The 20,798-nt window shown below is 36.0% G+C and carries 20 protein-coding genes; 8 read left to right on the top strand and 12 right to left on the bottom strand.

All coding sequences use genetic code 11. The features are described 5' to 3' along the window. The first annotated feature begins 56 nt into the window (after window positions 1–56). The 4 genes from EG359_RS03335 (at window position 57) to EG359_RS03320 (ending at window position 3,778) form a co-directional block, all read left to right on the top strand. Window positions 57–1,040, top strand: a complete 984-nt coding sequence (locus EG359_RS03335; RefSeq protein ID WP_076351911.1) for a polysaccharide deacetylase family protein — start codon at window positions 57–59, stop codon at window positions 1,038–1,040. 10 nt (window positions 1,041–1,050) lie between these two features. Further along, window positions 1,051–1,437 (top strand): DoxX family protein, encoded by a 387-nt coding sequence (locus EG359_RS03330; protein ID WP_076351912.1) that lies wholly within the window; start codon window positions 1,051–1,053, stop codon window positions 1,435–1,437. A gap of 189 nt (window positions 1,438–1,626) precedes the next feature. Beyond that, entirely contained in the window at window positions 1,627–3,021 is a 1,395-nt protein-coding gene (locus tag EG359_RS03325; protein WP_076351913.1) for an aminopeptidase P family protein, read from the top strand. Window positions 3,022–3,172: 151 nt separating this feature from the next. Further along, the gene (locus EG359_RS03320) at window positions 3,173–3,778 is read left to right on the top strand and encodes a DNA-3-methyladenine glycosylase (protein WP_076351914.1); all 606 of its coding nucleotides are present in this window, start codon (window positions 3,173–3,175) and stop codon (window positions 3,776–3,778) included. A 3-nt stretch (window positions 3,779–3,781) separates the two neighbouring features. Here the strand turns inward: EG359_RS03320 and mug are convergent, their stop codons facing one another. Further along, entirely contained in the window at window positions 3,782–4,285 is a 504-nt protein-coding gene (gene mug, locus EG359_RS03315) for a G/U mismatch-specific DNA glycosylase (protein WP_076351915.1), read from the bottom strand. A gap of 300 nt (window positions 4,286–4,585) precedes the next feature. On the opposite strand from mug, the gene EG359_RS03310 reads away from it, so the two are divergent. Continuing rightward, the gene (locus EG359_RS03310) at window positions 4,586–4,903 is read left to right on the top strand and encodes a DMT family transporter (protein WP_076351916.1); all 318 of its coding nucleotides are present in this window, start codon (window positions 4,586–4,588) and stop codon (window positions 4,901–4,903) included. 255 nt (window positions 4,904–5,158) lie between these two features. Here the strand turns inward: EG359_RS03310 and EG359_RS03305 are convergent, their stop codons facing one another. The 5 genes from EG359_RS03305 to EG359_RS03285 form a co-directional block, all read right to left on the bottom strand. Then, window positions 5,159–5,860 (bottom strand): LytR/AlgR family response regulator transcription factor, encoded by a 702-nt coding sequence (locus EG359_RS03305; RefSeq protein ID WP_076351917.1) that lies wholly within the window; start codon window positions 5,858–5,860, stop codon window positions 5,159–5,161. Continuing rightward, window positions 5,841–6,914, bottom strand: coding sequence for a sensor histidine kinase (locus tag EG359_RS03300; protein ID WP_076351918.1), 1,074 nt, complete (start codon window positions 6,912–6,914; stop codon window positions 5,841–5,843). Before EG359_RS03300 ends, EG359_RS03305 begins: the two co-directional genes overlap by 20 nt. An 81-nt stretch (window positions 6,915–6,995) precedes the next feature. After that, the gene (locus EG359_RS03295) at window positions 6,996–7,346 is read right to left on the bottom strand and encodes a DoxX family protein (RefSeq protein ID WP_228434896.1); all 351 of its coding nucleotides are present in this window, start codon (window positions 7,344–7,346) and stop codon (window positions 6,996–6,998) included. Between the two features lie 191 nt (window positions 7,347–7,537). Next, window positions 7,538–8,044: a TlpA family protein disulfide reductase gene (locus EG359_RS03290; protein WP_076352097.1), complete on the bottom strand. Its 507-nt coding sequence runs from the start codon at window positions 8,042–8,044 to the stop codon at window positions 7,538–7,540. A gap of 1 nt (window position 8,045) precedes the next feature. Beyond that, a complete protein-coding gene (locus EG359_RS03285) occupies window positions 8,046–8,474 on the bottom strand; it encodes a rhodanese-like domain-containing protein (RefSeq protein ID WP_076351920.1) in 429 nt (142 codons plus the stop codon). 326 nt (window positions 8,475–8,800) lie between these two features. Between EG359_RS03285 and EG359_RS03280 the strand changes: the two genes are divergently transcribed. Further along, a complete protein-coding gene (locus EG359_RS03280; protein ID WP_076351921.1) occupies window positions 8,801–10,462 on the top strand; it encodes an FAD-binding dehydrogenase in 1,662 nt (553 codons plus the stop codon). 27 nt (window positions 10,463–10,489) lie between these two features. Next, complete coding sequence (locus EG359_RS03275) at window positions 10,490–11,293, top strand: SDR family oxidoreductase (protein WP_076351922.1); 804 nt, start codon at window positions 10,490–10,492, stop codon at window positions 11,291–11,293. A gap of 82 nt (window positions 11,294–11,375) precedes the next feature. Here EG359_RS03275 and EG359_RS03270 read toward each other — a convergent pair whose 3' ends face one another. The 6 genes from EG359_RS03270 to EG359_RS03245 all read right to left on the bottom strand — a co-directional run bounded on the left by EG359_RS03270 (window position 11,376) and on the right by EG359_RS03245 (window position 18,650). Beyond that, window positions 11,376–12,179 (bottom strand): phosphatase PAP2 family protein, encoded by an 804-nt coding sequence (locus EG359_RS03270; protein ID WP_076351923.1) that lies wholly within the window; start codon window positions 12,177–12,179, stop codon window positions 11,376–11,378. Between the two features lie 27 nt (window positions 12,180–12,206). Then, entirely contained in the window at window positions 12,207–14,624 is a 2,418-nt protein-coding gene (locus tag EG359_RS03265; RefSeq protein WP_076351924.1) for a TonB-dependent receptor, read from the bottom strand. A 34-nt stretch (window positions 14,625–14,658) separates the two neighbouring features. Then, window positions 14,659–15,411 carry a COG4705 family protein gene (locus tag EG359_RS03260; protein ID WP_076351925.1) on the bottom strand — a complete coding sequence of 251 codons (753 nt, stop codon included), beginning with the start codon at window positions 15,409–15,411 and terminating at the stop codon, window positions 14,659–14,661. Between the two features lie 52 nt (window positions 15,412–15,463). Further along, a complete protein-coding gene (locus EG359_RS03255; protein ID WP_076351926.1) occupies window positions 15,464–16,498 on the bottom strand; it encodes a sulfite exporter TauE/SafE family protein in 1,035 nt (344 codons plus the stop codon). A 103-nt stretch (window positions 16,499–16,601) separates the two neighbouring features. Then, window positions 16,602–17,888, bottom strand: coding sequence for a sensor histidine kinase (locus EG359_RS03250; protein ID WP_076351927.1), 1,287 nt, complete (start codon window positions 17,886–17,888; stop codon window positions 16,602–16,604). A gap of 87 nt (window positions 17,889–17,975) precedes the next feature. After that, the gene (locus EG359_RS03245) at window positions 17,976–18,650 is read right to left on the bottom strand and encodes a response regulator transcription factor (RefSeq protein WP_076351928.1); all 675 of its coding nucleotides are present in this window, start codon (window positions 18,648–18,650) and stop codon (window positions 17,976–17,978) included. A gap of 266 nt (window positions 18,651–18,916) precedes the next feature. Here EG359_RS03245 and EG359_RS03240 point away from each other — a divergent pair, with 266 nt between their 5' ends. Then, window positions 18,917–20,764 (top strand): chloride channel protein, encoded by a 1,848-nt coding sequence (locus EG359_RS03240; RefSeq protein ID WP_076351929.1) that lies wholly within the window; start codon window positions 18,917–18,919, stop codon window positions 20,762–20,764. The last annotated feature ends 34 nt before the right edge of the window (window positions 20,765–20,798 follow it).

The following is a 20,798-nucleotide window of genomic DNA, read 5'->3' as shown; positions in this document are numbered from 1 at the left end:
TTTACAACAAAAGGATCTTGGTTAATTATCAATTTTGCAGTGTAAATACACTCAAAATGAAATATATAAGACAGTCTGTATTGGTGCTTGCATCAGCAATGTTATTGGTTTCCTGCCTTAAGGCTAATGACCACATTAAAAACAATGTGATAAAAAGAAAAGAAACCGCGGTACCAAAAGTAAAATATTGGCCAAATGGGGCCCAATTGGTAATTTCCGTATCCATGCAGTTTGAAACAGGTGGCCAGCCAGAAGGTGCAGAAAGCCCATTTAGTGGAACTCCGCTTCCTAAGGGACAGCCCGATCTTCCGGCAGAAAGCTGGTATCGCTATGGTGGAAATGAGGGAATTTACCGAATGCTGGATCTCTGGAAGAAATATGATATAAAAGTAACTTCTCATGTCGTGGGAACGGCTGCTGAAAAATATCCGGAGATTGCAAAGGCTATCGCACAGGGAGGACACGAAATAGCAGGGCACGGAATCGCCTGGGACAATCAGTGGGATAAAAATTATGATGATGAGCTAAGCTTTGTAAAAGATGGCGTAGATGTAGTGGCAAAAATTACAGGTCAAAAAGCCGTAGGCTATAACTGCAACTGGTTGAGAAGAAGCCCCCATACGCTCAAAGTATTGCAGGAACTGGGATTTCTTTATCATATTGATGATCTTAGCCATGATGAACCTTTTATTACCAAGGTAAAGGGGAAAAACTTCGTGGTCGTTCCCTATACACTCCGTAATAATGACATTGTCAACATTGAAGGAAAGCATTGGAGTCCGGATCAGTTTTTGGCACAGTTGAAGTTTGAATTTGACAGGCTTTATGAGGAGGGAGCTACCAAAAGAAGAATGATGAGTATCAGTTTTCATGATCGAATTGGAGGTACCCCTGCGATGGTTCATGCCATGGAGGAGTTTATTAAATATACCAGAGAAAAACAAGGTGTGGTCTTTATGAGAAAGGATAATATTGCCAAAATGGTAATCAATGATCCCAATACTCCTGTAGATAACAGCGAAGCAAAATTTAACAACTAAAAATATAACTATGAGTAAAAATACAGCCTATTTATTCCTTCGCATATCCATGGGGATTAATTTTTTTGGGCATGGACTGATTAGATTGACGAAACTTCAGGATTTTGCTGTTGGAATGACAAAAAGCTTTGAAAAAAGCTGGATTCCTCAGTTGTTTGTGCATACGTTCAGTATGGCTCTGCCCTTTCTGGAATTTAGTATTGGCTTATTGCTGATTATTGGTTTTAAAACCAGAATTGCAACTATGGCAGGCGCTTCGCTTATTATTCTGTTATTATTCGGCAGCAGTACGGTTGAAAATTGGGAAGCAATGGGCATTCAAATGATCTATGCAGGGTTATTTTATATTCTGATGAGCAGAATTGATGATAATTATTTTTCCATAGATAAAAAGTAATGATAGAAATATGGAGTTAAAAAGAAATATGTCTGTTTCCAAAGCTGCCATATTGTTCACCCGTTTGGACCTTTTAAGCTCCAGAAGGATTAAGCATAATTCTTTTTTCAATAGATAGGAAATAATAAAGGGTACAAACAGTACAAAATTGTAACTTTAAGCTTTTAAAATAAAAAGTATTCATAATATATGTTTTCAGCACAAACCTATCAAGACAGAAGAGCCGTATTACAAAATAATGTGGCTAATGGAATTTTATTGTTTTTAGGAAATATAGAGAATCCTGTAAATTTTGAGCATAATCCTTATTATTTCCGCCAAGACAGTACCTACTTATATTATTGGGGAGTTCAGGAGCCAAAAATAGCAGCCATTATTGATATTGATGAAAATAAGCACATTGTTTTCGGAGATGAACTGAGTATAGATGACATTGTATGGATGGGTAGACAGGAAACCTTGAAAGAGAAATGTCTGAAGTCCGGAGTACAGGAAACCTTACCGTATGCAGAACTTTCTCAATATATTTTAAAAGCACTGGCATCAGGGAGAAAGATACATTACCTTCCACCCTATCAGTCTTCAAATAAAATTGTATTGGCCGATCTTCTGGGGATTAAAATAGCAGAGCTTCAACCTTCTGTAGAGATGATTAAGGCTATTGTAAAGCAAAGATCTATAAAAGAAGCTCAGGAGATAGTACAGATAGAACAGGCAGTAAACGTATCCAATGAAATGCACCTTTTGGCAATGCGTATAGCAAAGCCCGGAATTAAAGAATATGAAATAGCAAATGCTATTCAATACCTTGCTGCTAATAAAGAGTGCCAGATGTCTTATCCTCCGATTGTTACCATAAATGGAGGTATCCTTCACAACCATTATCGTCTCAATACTCTGAAAGACGGAGATCTTTTTCTTAATGATTCCGGAGCTGAAACAGCAATGGGATACGCAGGAGATCTAACCAGAACATTTCCTGTAAGCAATACTTTTAGTACCAAACAAAAAGAAATGTATGAAGTGGTTCTGAATGCTTTTAATAAGGCACAAAAACTTCTTAAACCCGGAACGAAATTTAAAGATATCCATCTGAAAGCATCTCAGCATCTGGTAGAGGGACTTATTGATTTGGGGTTGATGAAAGGTAATCCTGAGGAAGCAGTACAGAACCATGCGCATACCCTATTTTTCCAATGTGGATTAGGTCACCAAATGGGACTTGATGTACATGATATGGAAGATCTTGGAGAACAATATGTTGGTTATACCCAAGAGGAACCAAAGGATACCAAAACATTTGGGCTTAAATCTTTACGTTTAGGAAAAGCTTTGGAATCAGGATTTGTAGTAACGGTTGAACCGGGTATTTATATGATCCCTGAATTGATCGATATTTGGCAGTCAGAAAATAAAAATGCTGATTTCATTAATTATGATAAAGTAAATGAATACCGTAATTTTGGAGGAATACGTGTAGAAGACGATTTCCTGATTACCGATGACAGTTACAGGCTTTTGGGGAATGGATTAATCAAAACGGTTGATGAAATTGAAAACTACAGAGCAGAGCATTTAGCTTAAATACACTATTTTTCCTTTGGAAGAAAGATAAAACAAAGCCTCATATCTTATTATGAGGCTTTTCATTTATGGTATTTTCAAGAATATTTTCTATTCAAAAAAAATAAATTATTATCATTAATTTTGATTCAACATCTCTAAAATTATTCATGTGAAACTACCCCTTTCCTACTATTCCAATCAGGATGTCCTCTTCCTCGCTCAGGATCTGTTGGGCAAAGTATTGTTTACAGAGATTGACGGTAATGTTACCGCAGGAATTATTGTAGAAACAGAAGCTTATTTTGGAGTAAAGGATAAAGCATCTCATGCCTACGGTGGAAGGCGAACTGACAGAACGGAAACGTTATACAATCATGGTGGCGTTTCCTATGTGTATTTATGCTATGGGATTCATCATCTGTTCAATGTGGTAACTTCAGTGAAAGATGATCCACATGCTGTACTGGTTAGGGCTATTGAACCCTTTATGGGTAAAGAAATCATGGAATTAAGGAGAAACATGCCGGCGTCCAAAGCTGCTATCTCCTCAGGTCCCGGATCTGCAGCAAAAGCCTTGGGGATTGATCGTTCTTTTAATAAAAAAGATCTGGCCGGAACTGAAATCTGGATTGAAGATCATGGTATTTTTTATCATCCGGACGAAATTATGGAAGGACCTCGTATAGGGGTTGCTTATGCACAGGAAGATGCTCTGCTACCCTGGCGCTTTTTTGTGAAGGGAAATAAATATGTGAGTAAACCCAATAAAATATGAATATCACGATTCATGAATTGTTTGATAAAACTCTTTGTAGTAAGTGACAAGTTGATCAAGAGAAAATCCACGATTTAACCCACTGGTGTTGGGGAGAACCCATACTTTAGCTCCACAAAAATCCTCCGGTTGTTGTCCCCATTGGATTTCTTTCTTCTTAGAAAAAGCCTTGTAAGCAGCTTTACCAAGAAAAGCTATATATTGAGGTTGGAATTCCATTATTTTGTTGGTAAAACTTTCAAGTGCATCATTAAATTCTTCCTTAGAAAGTTCGTCAGCGCGAGAAGTTGCTCTTGCTACAGCGGTTGTTAAGCCATATCCAAAATCCAGAATAGAAGTATCATTCACAGCTTCAATTTCGTACGGAGTAAAACCTGACTGATGAAGAACTTTCCAAAAACGGTTACTCTTTCCTGAAAAATGATGACCTTCATTTGATGATTTTAAACCGGGATTAATTCCGCAAAAAATAACACTAAGGTTGGTGGTAATGATATCTGTTAGCATAGCTGAAACGAATTAAATACAATAGATTCGAACTTATTTTTTACTGCTTAAAGGTATTAATATTCAATGATATTCAAACCTGGATTTTGATTTCAAAATGCTTCCCGTTTCACAGAATGTATATTACGTTTCACCAGTGTTTTTTGCCGTGTCACATAATTTATTATACTGAATATGAATGGGTAATGGTAATTTTGTGATCGTAATATTGTTGAAGTATTCTATTGTAGAGAACATTTTAAACTTATAATGTTTTTGATGCATTAGATTTTCATTCTGCATGCCATTAAAATAAATAATATGAACTGGATTGCATTAATCATCGCAGGAATTTTTGAAATAGGATGGCCATTGGGCCTTAAACTATCTCAGCAACCGGAAAATAGTAAATGGAATTGGATTATATTTTCTATATTATGTATGACGGTGAGTGGCGGATTTCTCTGGTATGCCCAGAAAAGTATTCCTATTGGCACGGCCTATGCCGTCTGGACAGGAATAGGGGCAGTAGGAACTTTGGTGGTTGGTATTCTGTTTTTTCAGGACTCTGCAAGTATTTTAAGACTATTGTCAGCATTACTAATTGTAGTTGGAATCGTTGGCCTTAAACTTTTTTAATTAAAAAGAAAATTGGCTTAAATCAATACAGATTTAAGCCAAAACATTATTCAACATTGGAATAATAAACCAACCTCATTATATTTCTTATCTTTTCGTCTTGCCATAGAAAAGTTTTACTGTAAAATACTCCTACAAGACTTCTATTTCTAAAGTGCTTAAGATGATACTTCAAATTTGGGTAAATGGATAGAGATACGGAAAAATTATCTATCAATAGAAAACTGTGGTCTATAATCGGTAAAAAGAGAGAGATTAAAGATCAATAAATGGCTTATAGGTTCTGCCAATAGGTAATTTTTTTCCTTTAATCTGAACAATACTGGCAGACTTTTCTTCCACCTTTGGTTTGGATATAATATAGGATTTGTGAATACGGGTAAACATTTTTGGATTCAGAGACTCCTCTATTTTGCTAATCGGCATTTTGAAGGTAAAAGTATCTGTCTTGGTATGGATATTAATGTACTCTCTTAGGCTTTCTATATAAAAAATATCCTGTAGAATAATCTTCACTTGCTTTTTACCGCTGCTGATGAAAATATGATCACGTTCAGCCATTTCCAGTAAGGCATCCTCTGCTTCCATTAAGTACTTGAATTTCCCAATAGCGGTCACAAATCTGTCATAAGGAATGGGCTTCAGAAGATAATCTGCAATATCCAGTTCATATCCTTCTACTGCATATTGATGATAGGCTGTTGTTACAATAACCAATGGTGGGTTCTTAAGCTTTCGTAAAAAATCAAAGCCCTTAACAACGGGAAGATGGAGATCTAAAAACATGAGATCTACCTCATGAATGTTCAGAAGACTGTTTGCATAAACAGCATCAGCACATTTGCCAATAAGGTTCAGTTCAGGATCCCGGGAAATAAAGGTTTCCAGAATTTCTGCAGCAATGGGTTCGTCTTCTACAATAATGCAGTTATATTTTTTAGGAGCTGAATTTATCATTGAAATCTATAATGAGTTGTACAATATATCTGTCGCTTTTGTTTTCTACAGTGAGTCTGTGGTTAGGATAAAGCAGTTCAAGCTGTCTGCGAATGTTTTTCAGGCCTATTTTAGTAGAATGTTCATGAGACCTTTCTTCCTTGGAGTTTTCTATAAAATAAGTGAGAATTCCATTTTTCAATTGAATGTTAATATGGATAAATGCATCACCAAGACTTTCAGAAATACCATGTTTAAAAGCATTTTCTATAAATTGAATCAGGATAAGCGGTGATATTTTTTGAGAAGAGTTATCAATATCTTCATGTAAACTGATGCTCAGGTGATGGTGACGTATTTTCTGGATTTGTATAAAATCCTTAATATTTTCAATGTCTTTTTCAATCGAAATATTTTTTTCTGCAGCTTCATAAATGTTGTATCGCATGACCTTTGACAGCTGAAGAATGACGTCTGGGGTTTCATCTGCCTTTTTAAGAGCCATTCCGTAAATGTTATTCAATGTATTGAACAGAAAATGAGGGTTGATCTGAGCCTTGAGCATTGTCAATTCCTGATCTAGTTTTTCAGATTTCAATTGGGAAATCTGATCCTTTAACAGGCTTTTCTGCCTTGTAATTTCAATCCCAAAGACTAACCCTACCATAAAAATAAGATCCATAAATGAATTGAATGCCACCAGCCCATTGATATATCCTGACGGCTGCTTACCATCCAACATTTCTGTAACGCCATAGATATAAGGATAAATAATATAATGGGTGAAAAAACGATGTCCCAGAACAGCTATTACTACAATAAAAATTGAAAGTAAGTACTTGAAAAATAATTTAGTATGTACTTTCTCATAAATATATAATAAAGAATAAGCAAGAGGAATTTTAACCAAAAGATACCCTAATTCCAGAATGAGGGTATTCTGAAGCCTTATATGCCATTGGAAATTTGGAAACTGATATCTGGACCAGTAAAAGTCAAGATAAACCTCCAGTATATAATACAATATCCAAAAGAGCAAATGAATGTGCAGCTTAGATTTTCGGTCTGATTTCAAGCTTATGATGGTTTAAGATGGTAAAGTAATATTATTCAGTCAAATATAAAAATATAAAAACTACCAAATCTAGCTATTCATCTACAAACTACCATTATTTTTCCTGCCTGGAATATGTACTTCGGGAAATATAAGATTAAAAAAACAGAATATCAGCAGAACATTAAACTCAATACCATTAGTGCCACCACCTACAACAAACCATCCGTTCTGCCAATGAACAAAATAGATTCCCAAGATAAAGATCACGATATTGCCGATGGCTATAGGCTTAAGATATCGATCAATCCAGAGCATTGGAACTGAGATAAAATGTATCAACTTGACGATCCACGCAAGATAAAGCCCTATCGGACTGAATCCTATAGTATTCAAATATTGAAGTCCAAAGGTATTGACATCGCCGCTGAAAATAGAAATTACACTATGCATCAGCAAAATGACGGATAGTGCTAGTCTGAGATAGTAGTTTTTTTTCATAGAACCAAGGTACAATGTCCGAAAATTAGTTTTTAGACATTGTATATCAACTCCTTTTAAATGTATATGAAGGTTTTTGTCATAGAAAAAGAGCAGTAAAATTCATTACTGCTCTTTTAAAATATCGAATAAGATTTTTTACTCTAGTTTTGGCTTAAGGATTTTTTTAAAAATTCCTCCAATTCTTTACCATGAAGATTTTTAGCAATGATAGTCCCCTCACCATCAATAATGACATTAAAAGGGAGTTCATCAACTTCATAGGATTTTGCCACCGGACTTTTCCAGAACTTCAGATCGCTGATTTGTAACCAATTGATCTTAAAACGATCTATTGCTTTCTTCCAGCTGTCTTTATTTTTATCCAGAGAAACCCCAAGGATTTCAAACTTATTGCTCTTTACCTGTTCAGCGTAGGTGTCATACAACGTTTTCAGTTCAGGCTGTTCTTCTACACAAGGGCCACACCAGGTTGCCCAAAAATCGATAAGTACTAATTTTCCTTTTAATGTTGAAAGTGAAAATGAACTTCCATCCACCTTGGGCATTGTAATTTCAGGAGCTTTCTTCCCAATTTCTATTTTACTGTTTTGGGCCAGTGCATATCCTGAAAAAATGATGAAAAGTAATACTGTAAAGTGAGTTCTCATATTAATCATTTGTTGGATAGTCTTTATCTAGCCAATCCGTTTTGATGTTTTTGGGAAGATTCAAAAGTTTTGCATTTTTAAAGCCCATTTCCATTAAAAGGTTAAAGGCAGGTCGAATATTGGGGCACTTTACAAAAGGGCAGCATCCACAATAAATCACAATTTCCTTATTTTTAGGAATATCCTTAAGATAATTTCTTAATTTTTCAAGATTTTCAGGCTCATGAGTTGGCCCGATATCTACAGAACCCTTAATGATGGCCTCAGGACCTACTGAAATGATTAACAGATCCTTGGTCTTGTGCTTTACAATTCTGGAAGCCAATAATGCAGGATCCATCAGCTGGCTGTCTTTCCATGGATTCTGTGTTTGCTGTGCCTGGCCAAAAATTGAGCAGACAAAGCATACCATAATAAACAAATACTTCATACTTCTATTTTTCACAAAGATATAAATGATTTGTTGGATGGTAAATAGCCGTATGTCTATTTTCCTGATTATTACTAGGAATTTAAAATGTCTTCGTTCTTTTTCGGAGTTTTATGAACTACATTGGAAGCTACCGGCTCTATTATTTTAGCTCTTTCATTTTTTTCAGATAATGACTTTAACAAAGATAGAATTTAAGACGAATCTACTTTTGGCATTTTAAAATTTACTTAAAAAGTTAAAACAGCTTGATCGTTTTATGTATTGAAGTACAAATATTTTATACATTTATATAAAGTATTATTAATTAAAAAAATTCCCTTGAAATGGAAGAAACATTTCAGCCAGATGCTATAATTATAGGAACCGGATTAGCAGGACTTACTGCTGCGATGGAAATAACCAATGCAGGGAAAAAAGTTCTGTTGCTGGATCAGGAAACCGAACAGAATATTGGTGGGCAGGCATTCTGGTCATTTGGAGGTCTTTTTCTTATTAATTCTCCACAACAAAGAAGAATGGGAATCAAGGATTCTTATGAACTTGCCTTACAGGACTGGAAAGGCACCGCAGGCTTTGACCGTAATGAAGATTACTGGCCCCGTAAGTGGGCTGAAGCTTATCTTAAGTTTGCAGCCGGTGAAAAATATGAATACATTTCCAAGCTGGGAATCAAGCTGATGTTTATGGTAGGATGGGCAGAACGTGGTGACGGATCTGCTACCGGCCACGGAAATTCTGTGCCTCGTTTTCATGTGAGTTGGGGAACCGGAACCGGAGTCATAAGACCTTTTGTGGAAAAAGCGTATGAAGCTCAGAAAAAAGGGCTGTTACAGATGAAATTCCGGCATCGTGTTATTGAATTGATTACAGAAAATGGAAAAATAAAAGGCCTTAAAGGAGATATTCTGCAAGATGATGATAAGGAAAGAGGTGTTGAAACCAATAGAAATGTAATCTCACAGTTTGAATATACAGCATCTCATATCATCATTGCTTCAGGAGGAATAGGTGCCAACCATGAGCTGGTCCGAAAGAATTGGCCTGAAAGGCTCGGCAGCCCTCCCGAAAATATGGTTTGTGGAGTTCCTGCCTATGTGGATGGAAAGATGATTGGTATTGCGGAAAATGCAGGAGCAGACATCATTAACCGCGATAGAATGTGGCACTATACAGAAGGATTACAAAACTGGGATCCAATCTGGCCCAACCACGGAATCCGAATACTGCCAGGGCCCTCTTCCCTATGGTTTGATGCAAAGGGAAACCGCCTTCCCGCCCCTTTCCTACCGGGATTTGATACATTAGGAACCTTGAAGTACATACAGGATACTGGATATTCTTATTCATGGTTTATTTTGACTCAAAAAATTATTAAGAAAGAATTTGCCTTGTCGGGTTCAGAGCAAAATCCTGATATCACCAATAAAGACTATGGTCTCTTTCTGAAAAGGATCTTTGGAAAAAAGGCACCTGGTCCGGTAGAAGCCTTTAAAGAACATGGTAAAGATTTTATTGTATCGGATAATTTGAAAAATCTGGTTGAGAAAATGAATGAGCTTTCCGGAGATCATCTCCTGAACTATGAAAAAATAAAAGCACAGATTGAAGCAAGAGATCGAGAATTGGACAATAAATTCTCTAAGGATACACAGGTTAATTACATACGGAATACCAGAAATTATTTAGGTTATAAACTCGGACGTGTTGCAGCTCCACATAAAATCCTTTCCCCGGAAAATGGGCCTTTAATTGCAGTACGTCTTAATATTTTAACCCGAAAAACCTTAGGCGGAATAAAAACAAATCTGAACGGACAGGTTCTAAAAGAAGATGAAAGCATTATTGAAGGCCTTTATGCAGCAGGAGAAGCCGCGGGCTTTGGCGGTGGCGGAATGCATGGCTACCGTGCTTTGGAAGGAACATTTCTTGGGGGATGTATTTTTTCAGGAATGAAGGCTGGAAAGTATATTGCCGGATTAAAGTAATACTGAACCAATTTACAAAATGAAAGTATGAGCAATTATTATAATGATAAGGTGGTCTGGATTACAGGAGCTTCTTCAGGAATTGGTGAAGCCTTGGTAAAGGAGTTGGCCAAAACCAGTAATGCTAAAATTATTCTTTCATCCAGAAAAGAAGAACAGCTGTATGAGATTGCAGAAAGTGAAGGCCTCACCGTAAGCCAATATGCGGTGATTCCTTTAGATTTAAATAATTATAAGAATATGCCTGATATTGCATCTAAGGCTGTTGCATCTTTTGGTAAAATAGATATTCTCATTAATAATGCAGGATTATCCCAGCGCTCTCTGGCAATGGAAACTGATATTGAAGTGGATAAACACTTAATGGATGTTGACTTTATCGGAACAGTAGCTTTAACCAAGGCTATTCTTCCCTACATGATAAAAAATGGTGGCGGGCAGATTGCGGTGGTTTCCAGCCTGATGGGAATATTCGGTGCTCCTATGCGTAGTGGATATGCCGCTGCCAAACATGCCTTACATGGGTTCTTTGATGCTCTTCGAGCCGAATTATATGATAAAAATATTGCCGTTACAATCATTTGTCCGGGCTTTATACAGACTAATATCTCCATACATGCGGTTACAGGGGACGGTTCTACACAGGGAACGATGGACGATGCTACCATGAAAGGAATGCCCGTGGACGTTTTTGCTAAAAAAATGCTGTCTGCCATTGCTAAAAGGAAAAATCAAAAAGCCATTGGTGGAAAGGAAGTTATGGCAGTTTATTTAAAGAGATTTTTTCCTGCATTATTGGCGAGGATTATCCGTAAAGCAAAGGTCGTCTAGAATATTTTTTAATTGAAATACAAAAGAAAAGCACCATTCAACTATTTGAATGGTGCTTTTTTATCCGAATTATTGTCTAGGATTAAAAGTTCTTTACAAATCCTATTCCTACCGTTTTATTCTGGTAGAATGGCATTATCATAGAGGAAGATAATGTATTTTTACTCTTGCCTTTTCCTCGTAGTAAATTATCAATCCTTGGAAACAGCCAGTATGCCAATTCTGTAGAGAGGATTCCAAATCCGGCGCCTGCAACTACATCTCCCAGCCAGTGTTTATCATTTACCATCCGATATACTCCGGTAAAGATAGCAAACGGATATCCGGAAAGACTTAGCCAAAAATTAGTGTCCTTATATTCTCTGAACATAAATTGAGCAGATGAAAAGGCAGTAGCTGCGTGCCCCGATGGAAAGGACAATGTATTTGACCCGTCGGGCCTTTCTTCTTTTACCAGATACTTCAAAGGCATTGTAAATGCTGCTACAATAAGTTGTGAAGAAGCATAAATAATGGTGCGGTCCCGCAGGTTATGTTTTCCTTTTATACCAACAGCATTAAGCCCGTATACCATTACGGCAGGAGCATACTGTGTATAATTATCTAGTTTCATACGTGTAGGCTGATGTTCGCCGATCTCTGTTCGGGTAGAAACATTCAGCTGCTTCACATTGTTCATTGTCAGGCCTGCTATTCCGTAAGAGATTAAAACAGCAGGAACAATAAGGCTTTTATAATTCAATTTATTTGCCTTAATGCTTAAAATACTATCCTGTTTAGGTTCCTGAACAGAAATCGTGTCATTATTACTCTGAGCGTTGACTCTGCTGAAAACAGAAATCAAAGCGAATAGATAAATCAATGTTTTTGAATGGCAGATTTTCATTTTTTACTAGATTTTTCCTGTTTTAAATTAAAATTTATAACTGTATCCCAGCCTTACTACCTGGGTTTCATAATAATCATTACTCGTATAAGCGAATCCCATTCCCTGAATATTTTTCTTAATAAGCATGGTGTTGAGTAAATCTGAAGCATTTAGAAACAGTTCTCCTTTTCCTTTCTGTATTGCTTTCTTCAATCCTATATCCATTGAAAATCTGGATTTTATTCTTCCCTGAGGAATAATGTCGGGAGCCAGATAAACAGCGGTAATCTGAGCATTTAATCCTTTTGAAAAATGAAAGATATTATTCAGCTTTACATTTCCGGAAACTGCAGATTGTTTGTCTGCAGAAAAAATATTAGGCTTCGGATACAGATTTTGTACAGAGAATGCATTAATCTGGTTACGGTACATATTTCCGTTGATATTGAATGAATACACCTCCGATACTTTTTGGTTCCATATAGCTTCTAACCCGGTATTGTAGCTTTTTCCCGCATTTTGGAATATGGCATAGATAAGATTGCTGTCCGGAACCGTACTCGAAATTCTAGTGATGGTTCCATTGGCAAAGCGATGATATAGGGCAGAATATAGATATCCGTTATCCCAGTTGTACTTATATCCCAATTCAATAGAGTTGGTAAACTGAGGTCTGAGTGCAGGATTTCCTACCTTAATAATCTCTGCGTCATCATATTTTGGAAAAATTCGGATATCCACTTCATTAGGACGGTCTACCCTCCTGTTATAAAAAATGGAAAATTTATTATGGTCATTGAGCTTATAGGCTAGTCTAAAATTGGGAAATGGCTGCGTATAATTGTATCCATCACTTTTATAAGTGGGATGGTTAGGATTTACGTCATATTCTATTCTTACATACTCCAGTCGTAACCCAAGTTCTGCTTCCCATTTTTCATTTTCAAAAATATAGTTTCCATATACGGCAGGAATAAATTCTTTATAATCTGCTTTTCCGCCAGCGGCAACATCCAATACAGAGTTTGCTCCGGGGATAAAATTCATGTTGGTTGGGATGCTTCTGCTTCTCAATTTAATCCCTGTTTCAATTCTACCATATTTTAAAGGCTTTACATAATCAACATTGAAGTCATAAACCTGTTCATCAGACAATAGCTTAAAAGCATCGGTTCCTGTAGAAGCTGGCAAATAATTATCATAGAAATACTTTTCGTCCTCTCTGTGAAAGGTATAGTTGAAACCAACATTCAATAAATGCCCCGCTTCCTTGAATTTATGTTGATAAGAAGCTGTACCCATCACCGTAGTTTTCAATTCATCTTCTAAAAATTGCCAAAGACGAAGACGTTGGGACTTATCTCCATTAAAGAAAGGCTGATCTCCACGATCTATGATTTTTTCACTCCCATACATCCCTGAGATTGTTAATGTATTTTGAGCATCAATATTCCAGTCTATTCCTGCTTTTGTGGTGAAGAAATTCGTATTTCTGTTTCTTTTCAACTGTGAATTAATGATGGTTCCATCATCATAAGTACGGGTGACAAACTCATTTTTGTTAAGCGTCTCAGTGTACAGATTATCGGCCTGTAAAAATACATTGATCTTATTTTTTCTGTAATTAAGAGAAAGTGATGGATTGATTTTTGGAGTTAAAGTGTATTGAGGTCTTATGGTTGGTAGATTCTCTTTTCTTACCCATAATGAACCCAAACCTGCGGTAAAGCCTATCTTACCATTCCATCCATTTTGCTTATTTTTTTTCATGATAATATTGATGATTCCCGCATTCCCGTTTGCATCATATTTTGATGAGGGATTATTGATGATCTCAATTTTATCAATGGAAGAAGATGGGATATTATCAAGTCCTGTCTGGCTTCCAAATCCGGTAATTGCAGTTTGTCTGCCGTCAATCAGAACCGTTACTTTATCATTTCCTCTAAGTTGTACCTTACCGTCCTGTACTGTTATTCCGGGTAAATTTTGCATACTTTGCAATACAGATCCACCACTTTGGCTGATATTGTCTGCTACAGAGTATGTTTTTTTATCAAGCTGATTTCCTATTTCATTCTTTTTGGAAGCAGATAAAACAACTTCTTCAATTTTTGTTTCACTTTCTTTTTTGGCGGTCAGTTCAATAGGAGGAATTTCTAAAAACTCAGAAAGACTTCCTATAAAAACGGGCTGCTTTTGCAGATCATAACCTGCCATGGAAGTTTCCAAAAGATAATGGTCCGGTTTTATCCCTGTAATGGAAAATCTTCCTTCTTCATTAGTAAATGTTCCGGCTATAAACGCAGTGTCTTTTTCCTTTTTTAAAATAATATTGGCATAAGGCAACATGGTCTTATCCTTGGTAGTAACTCTTCCGGATACCGTTACTGAAGTAACTTGTGCCGTAATGATGGAAGAAATGGCAACGGTCGGAAAAAGTAAGAGTTTCTTTCTATTCATTATATTGTAGTCTTTATTTTTTTTAAATCTCTTTTTATGATTGAAAAGGAAGTTCTTTCTTTTGTTTTCTCTGTGAAATAAGTATCATAAGAACCATTAAGGCAAGAGATATGAGTGAGGCATTTACCGTTCCCAAATCAAGCCCGCCTTTTGCAAGAGGTTTTGTTAGTAGATCTCCAAACGTGGCTCCAAATGGTCTGGTAAATACAAATGCAATCCAAAACAAAATAACATGATTAATCTTGGTGAAATAATGAAGCAATACCACGATCAGAATAATGAAACCGGTAATGAGAGCTCCTGTCATATATCCTAATCCTAGGTTATCACTAAGGAAATCCCCAAATGCTGTTCCCAGACTATTTGAAAATAATATGGCAGTCCAATAATAAAATTCTTTATTTCTTTCAAAAATTGGATACACTTCAAGATTGCCATACTTTTTATACCATAAAAAAAGTGAAGTTAAAAGTCCGGAAAGAAGAAGTAAACTGCCTACCAGATATCCGGCTTTCAAAGTTCTGTCAATGAAATCTGAAATTTCCGTCCCTAAGGTTGTTGTTCCGATAATGACCGTCCAGTACACAGCCGGAATATACTTTTTGACATTAAGCTGTACAGATAATATCAGGATGAAAAAAAATAAAGTGATGAGAATTCCCACAGTATATCCCAGATTTAAGGTCATGGAAATAAAATCCCCTAAAGTTTCCCCCAATGTGGTGGCTACAATCTTCATGAACCAGAAAAGTGTAGTGACAGCTGCTACTTTGTTTATCGTTCTCATTGTATTTTACTATTTGTTTTTCTAAACGATCTGTTTATTTATGAATGCTTTTTTAGGCTTTGAACTTTGTAAGCACATTATTTTTATAGCAATAAAATTCATGGGCTGTATTTTTCCCTAGTGCATAAACTTTTTCAATATGAACCTCGTCATAATGTTCTATCAGTGCGTGATATTTCTCTTTGAGCTGTCCGGATAATTCCTCCGGCTTTACGCTTTTCTCAATTTCTACCCCTCCATTAACTTTATATTCCAGAACAATACGGGTATCTTTCCAGTTCATGGTATAGGTGTTTTTCTTTGCTGTGGATGAGGTATTAATTGCAATTTGGTCCTGTTCAATAATTCTTCCCGATGTACTTGTTAATAAAGTAATTCCTGATATTACCATGGCTGCATATCCAATTTTTTTGAACAGATTTTCACTAAGATGAGGAAGAATGTATTTTACAGTATAAGAAGAGACAATGGCTGCTACTGCAATGGCAATCCCAAGCCACAATGCTGTTTTGGAATATAATCCCAATGAGATATAAATAATAAGCTTAATAAGATGAAGAAATACCTCATTGGCAGCACGGGTTGCTACAATTTCCTCTTTTTTAAGGCTGAATTTCAGATAAAAACGGTTGAAAAGAAGACCTACTGCACCCGTAATTCCTGAAATGAAACCTGCAGAAAAGCCAATAAGTGCTAATGCAGATTTAGGATATTCTTTGTTAGTTTCTACCGGTTTATTTTTCGAAGCGAAAAGTTGAGGAAGATTGGCAATCAGGAAGAATGCCACAATAAGCTGCAGATAATTTGGATTCACATATTTAATCAAATAAGCACCCAGCAGTACAGCGGGAATGGAAAACGGAACAAACCATAAGAATATTTTCCAGTTGATATGCTGTTTGAATACGGCAATACGGGAGGCTGAGCTTGTAAGGGTTCCAACTGTTAAAGAAAAAGGAACCAAAGAAGTTGGAAGCAGCAGATTCAGGATAGGAATCAAAATAAGACTTGCACCGCCTCCACAAATAGCGCTGATCCAGAATGCAAGTATAGTTCCTGCGAATAAAAGGGCAATTTTTAAAATCATTTCTAAATAAAATTTACACTTCAGTATGTATATATTTTCAATACAAAGGTGCAATCCGATTTAGAATTAATTTAGAATTTTAAAAGCTCAGATGTTAAAGAAATTATAAATTGACAGAAAAAATATGGTAGCAATTTTCGAACTTATAATTGACAGTCCAGTGATGAAATTTACAGATTTCCTGAATAATGGATAACCCTAGCCCACTTCCATTATTATTAGCTGATAGTTTGGAAAATCTTTTAAATAATAAATCTGTATCCAGTTTTTCTGTGCCTGAATTGGAAACTTCAAAAGAAGAATCTGTTAATTGTATAAAAATGGAGCCCCCTGGCGAAGTATGGCGGATGGCATTGATGATGAGGTTGTTGATCATAATCTCCGTCAAACTGCTATTTCCATTTACCTTTATATCAGAAGTAATCTTCTCTTCGAAAGATATATTTTTCTGTTCAAAATGTTCCTGCAGAAGATCAATACTTTGATGAAGTAAATGATCAAATGAAATAACTTCAGAATTATCAAACTGATTATTGTCGATTTTAGCCAATAACAAAAGGTTTTTGTTGATTCGGGAGCTTCTGGTAAGTGCCTTATTCATATCTTCGGCAATGCTGTATTGCCTTTCGGTGAGATCCTGATCCTGAAGGAGAAGATCCAGTTTGTTTTTAATAATGGCTAGCGGAGTCTGTAATTCGTGGGACGCATTTTCAGTAAATTCCTTTTGGGTTTTATAAATAGAAATGTTGCGCTCTATTAATTTATGAAGGGCTTGATTAAGTTCTTCAAATTCGGTTGTGTCAGAACTAGGAAACTCCATTTTATTCTGGCTGTTGAGATTGAATGTTTTCAGCCTGTCTAATGTATTTCTAAACGGTTTCCAGATAGAGGTTGATAATTTTCTGTTCAGATATAATAATCCTACAACAATCATTACAAAGAAAAATACTGTAATCATTGCAATAACAGCTATGGTTTCGTGCGATTCCTCAATATTGGTTTGTATGGTAAAGAGGTAGGGTTTATTCTGAATATAAATTACCTTTCTAAGACATCTATAACGTTCTTTCTTTTGCTCAGATATAAATGGAAGAGCTCTTTCATTGGTGTATATACTATCTCCTTTAATGTGATCTGCAGAAATTCTTTCAATATTGGTTTCCGGTTGGATTTGATTCCATAGCTGAAGGCTTTTTTCTAGTTCCTCGTCAGATAGTTTTAACTGATTGAATTCGTATGCTGTTTTTTCTACAATAATTTGATTATGTTCATCCAGTTCACTTTTCCAGATGGTATCTACTACAAAATAGTATACAGGAATACTTACCATCAGTACAATGAGTACGTAGATAAGAAAAGGCTTGGTTGTTTTGCTTAATAAAGGTTTCAAATTAATGATGAATTATGAGTTATGAAGATAAATTGATCAGAATCTAAATTAGGAATTTGAATGATAACCATTATACGTTTCATTCATCTAGTTTTCCCACTTATATCCCGTTCCATACACTGTTTTAAGATAATGTTCACATCCTGCATCATATAGCTTTTTCTTAAGATTTTTTACGTGTGCATATACAAAATCATGATTGTCAAGCATATCTGCAAAATCACCGGAAAGATGCTCTGCCAATGTACTTTTGGAGATAACTTTGTTTTTATTTCCGATAAAATAAATAAGAAGATCAAATTCCTTTTTAGTTAAGGAAACAATTTCATTATTTACCACAACTGTTTTTGCCAGAAGATCAATCTGAAGCTCATTCTGATTAACCACATTGGAACTACTGAACTGTTTTCTACGGATAATGGAATATACTCTTGCCATTAATTCGGAAAGATGAAATGGCTTGGTAAGATAATCATCCGCGCCCATCTGCAGACCTGCGATCTTATCATCCAGCGCATTTTTGGCAGAAATGATAATCACACCATCCTGTTTTTGTTGTTTTTTTAGTTCCTCCAAAATCTTAAGCCCATTTCCATCAGGAAGCATAATGTCCAGTAGAATGCAATCATAATGAAACAGTTCTATTTTGTTGATCGCTTCAGTGTAGGTTTCGGCAATTTCACAGAGATAATTTTCTCCAGAAAGATATTCCGAAATACTTTTGGACAATTCTGTCTCATCTTCTACAATTAGAATTTTCATGCGATAAATCTATATTTAAATTTTGAAGAAATTTTGAATTTTAAATCCTGTCATAAATATAGTAAATAGTAAGAGAAATATTTCTCAATTTTAAAATCTCAGAAACAAGGTGCCTTTCGCCTGATACAGAGTTTTTCATGATCATTTTGATGGCTTTTTGAGAGAATTCCTTTCGTTTTTGGAAATAAGAAACAGAAGATTTCTAAAGATATTTCATAAATTTACAGAACTGTATCCAATTGAGGTCAGTATAAAATTCTTCCCAGGTGAAAATTCACAACAAAAAAAAGTACCTAAGCTTTCTAAAATTTAAAAGAGATTTCCAGAAATACGGACTGGAAAAAGCGCGCAGTTATGAGCTTATTCTGCATTGGCTGAACAACAGACTGAGCCGTAACCAGTTTCTTGTACTTTCCGGAATTCTGGTTGGCTGTACAGCAGGACTTGCCGGAGTTATCCTTAAAACATTGGTTCATAATATCCATTATTTTATTACCAATAAAGTTCATTTTGAATATCAGATATTATTCTACATTGTTTTTCCATTTTTAGGAATTGTCCTTACCACCATGATCGTTCTGACCTTATTTAAAGGGCAGGATAGAAAAGGAATTGGAGCGATTCTTTATGAAATTGCCCAAAATTCAAGCATTGTAGCTTCTGTAAAAATGTATTCCCAAGTTATACAAAGTGCGGTTACCGTTGGATTGGGAGGCTCTGCAGGTCTGGAAAGTCCCATTGCCGTTACCGGAGCAGCCATAGGATCCAATTATGCCCAGACGTACAGACTTAATTATAAAGAACGTACATTATTGCTTGCTGCAGGTGCTACTGCCGGAATAGCTTCGGCATTCAATGCTCCTATTGCCGGGATTATGTTTGCCTTTGAAATCTTACTAACCGGAGTGGTTTTTACGGATTTTATTCCTTTGGTGGTGGCAGCAGTATGTGGAAGTCTTTTGTCCAGAATTTTACTTCAGGAAGATGTTCTTTTCAGATTTTATACAAGAGATGCATTCAACTATAAAAATGTCCCTTATTACCTTATTTTAGGCCTTGTGACAGGATTATATGCACGATATTTTGTAATTGTTTCTCAAAAGGTAGAGCATTTCATAAAAGGACTTCAATTATCCCGAATGCGGAAGGCGATGTTCGGAGGAGCTGTACTTTCACTTCTTTGTGTTCTCTTTCCACCCTTATTTGGAGAGGGATATGAAACGGTAAAGGCCTTTACAAACGGAAATACGCACTCCATTATTGAAAACAGTTTTTTCAGATACTTTGAAATTGGAGACTGGACGATTATTGTATTTTTAGTATTGGTACTGCTATTAAAAGCTTTTGCAACTTCTTTTACCATATTCAGTGGCGGAAATGGCGGAAACTTTGCTCCGTCTCTTTTTGCAGGTGGAACGTTGGGGTATTTATTTGCTCTGGTTTGTCAGCATATCGGCTTTACAGATGTTCCCGTAACCAATCTTGTTCTGGTAGGAATGGCTGGTGCAATGAGCGGCGTTCTGTATGCTCCTTTAACGGCTATATTCCTGATTGCAGAATCCAGCTTTGGATATGATTTGTTTATCCCGTTGATGATTGCTTCGGTAATATCTTATCTTATTGCCAAATGGTTTTCTCCAATTTCTCCAGAATTGAAGTCTCTTGCAGACCAGGGGAAAATATTCACAAATAAGCATGACAAGAACCTGTTATTTGCGTTGAGAACAGAGGATTTTATCGATAGATATTCGCAGACAATTAATGAGAATGCGTCTATTACAGAACTGTTTGAACTGGTAAAGAATGGTGATAAAAATATTTTTGCCATAGTAGATGATCATAGAAAACTAAAGGGTATTTTAACACTGGATGATATAAGACCTTATCTTTTCAATAAGGAAATTGATCCTTTACAAACCATTATTCAGGTGATGAAAGCTCCGCCGGCTATACTCCATCCTGAAAATAAACCGCTGGAAATTCTTCAAACCTTTGATGATACAGGAGTCTGGAATCTTCCGGTAGTAAGTGATAATAATGATTTCATTGGCTTTATCTCTAAATCCTCTATTTTGATGAGTTATAGACAGCTTTTGAAAGAATATTCAGAATAATGATTATAAAAATATACTTATTAAAAAATCCGTT

The organism is Chryseobacterium joostei (genome assembly GCF_003815775.1).
GTDB lineage: Bacteria > Bacteroidota > Bacteroidia > Flavobacteriales > Weeksellaceae > Chryseobacterium > Chryseobacterium joostei.
The sequence above is the reverse complement of the archived record's forward strand: the minus strand, read 5'-3'. Positions and strand labels throughout refer to the sequence as shown.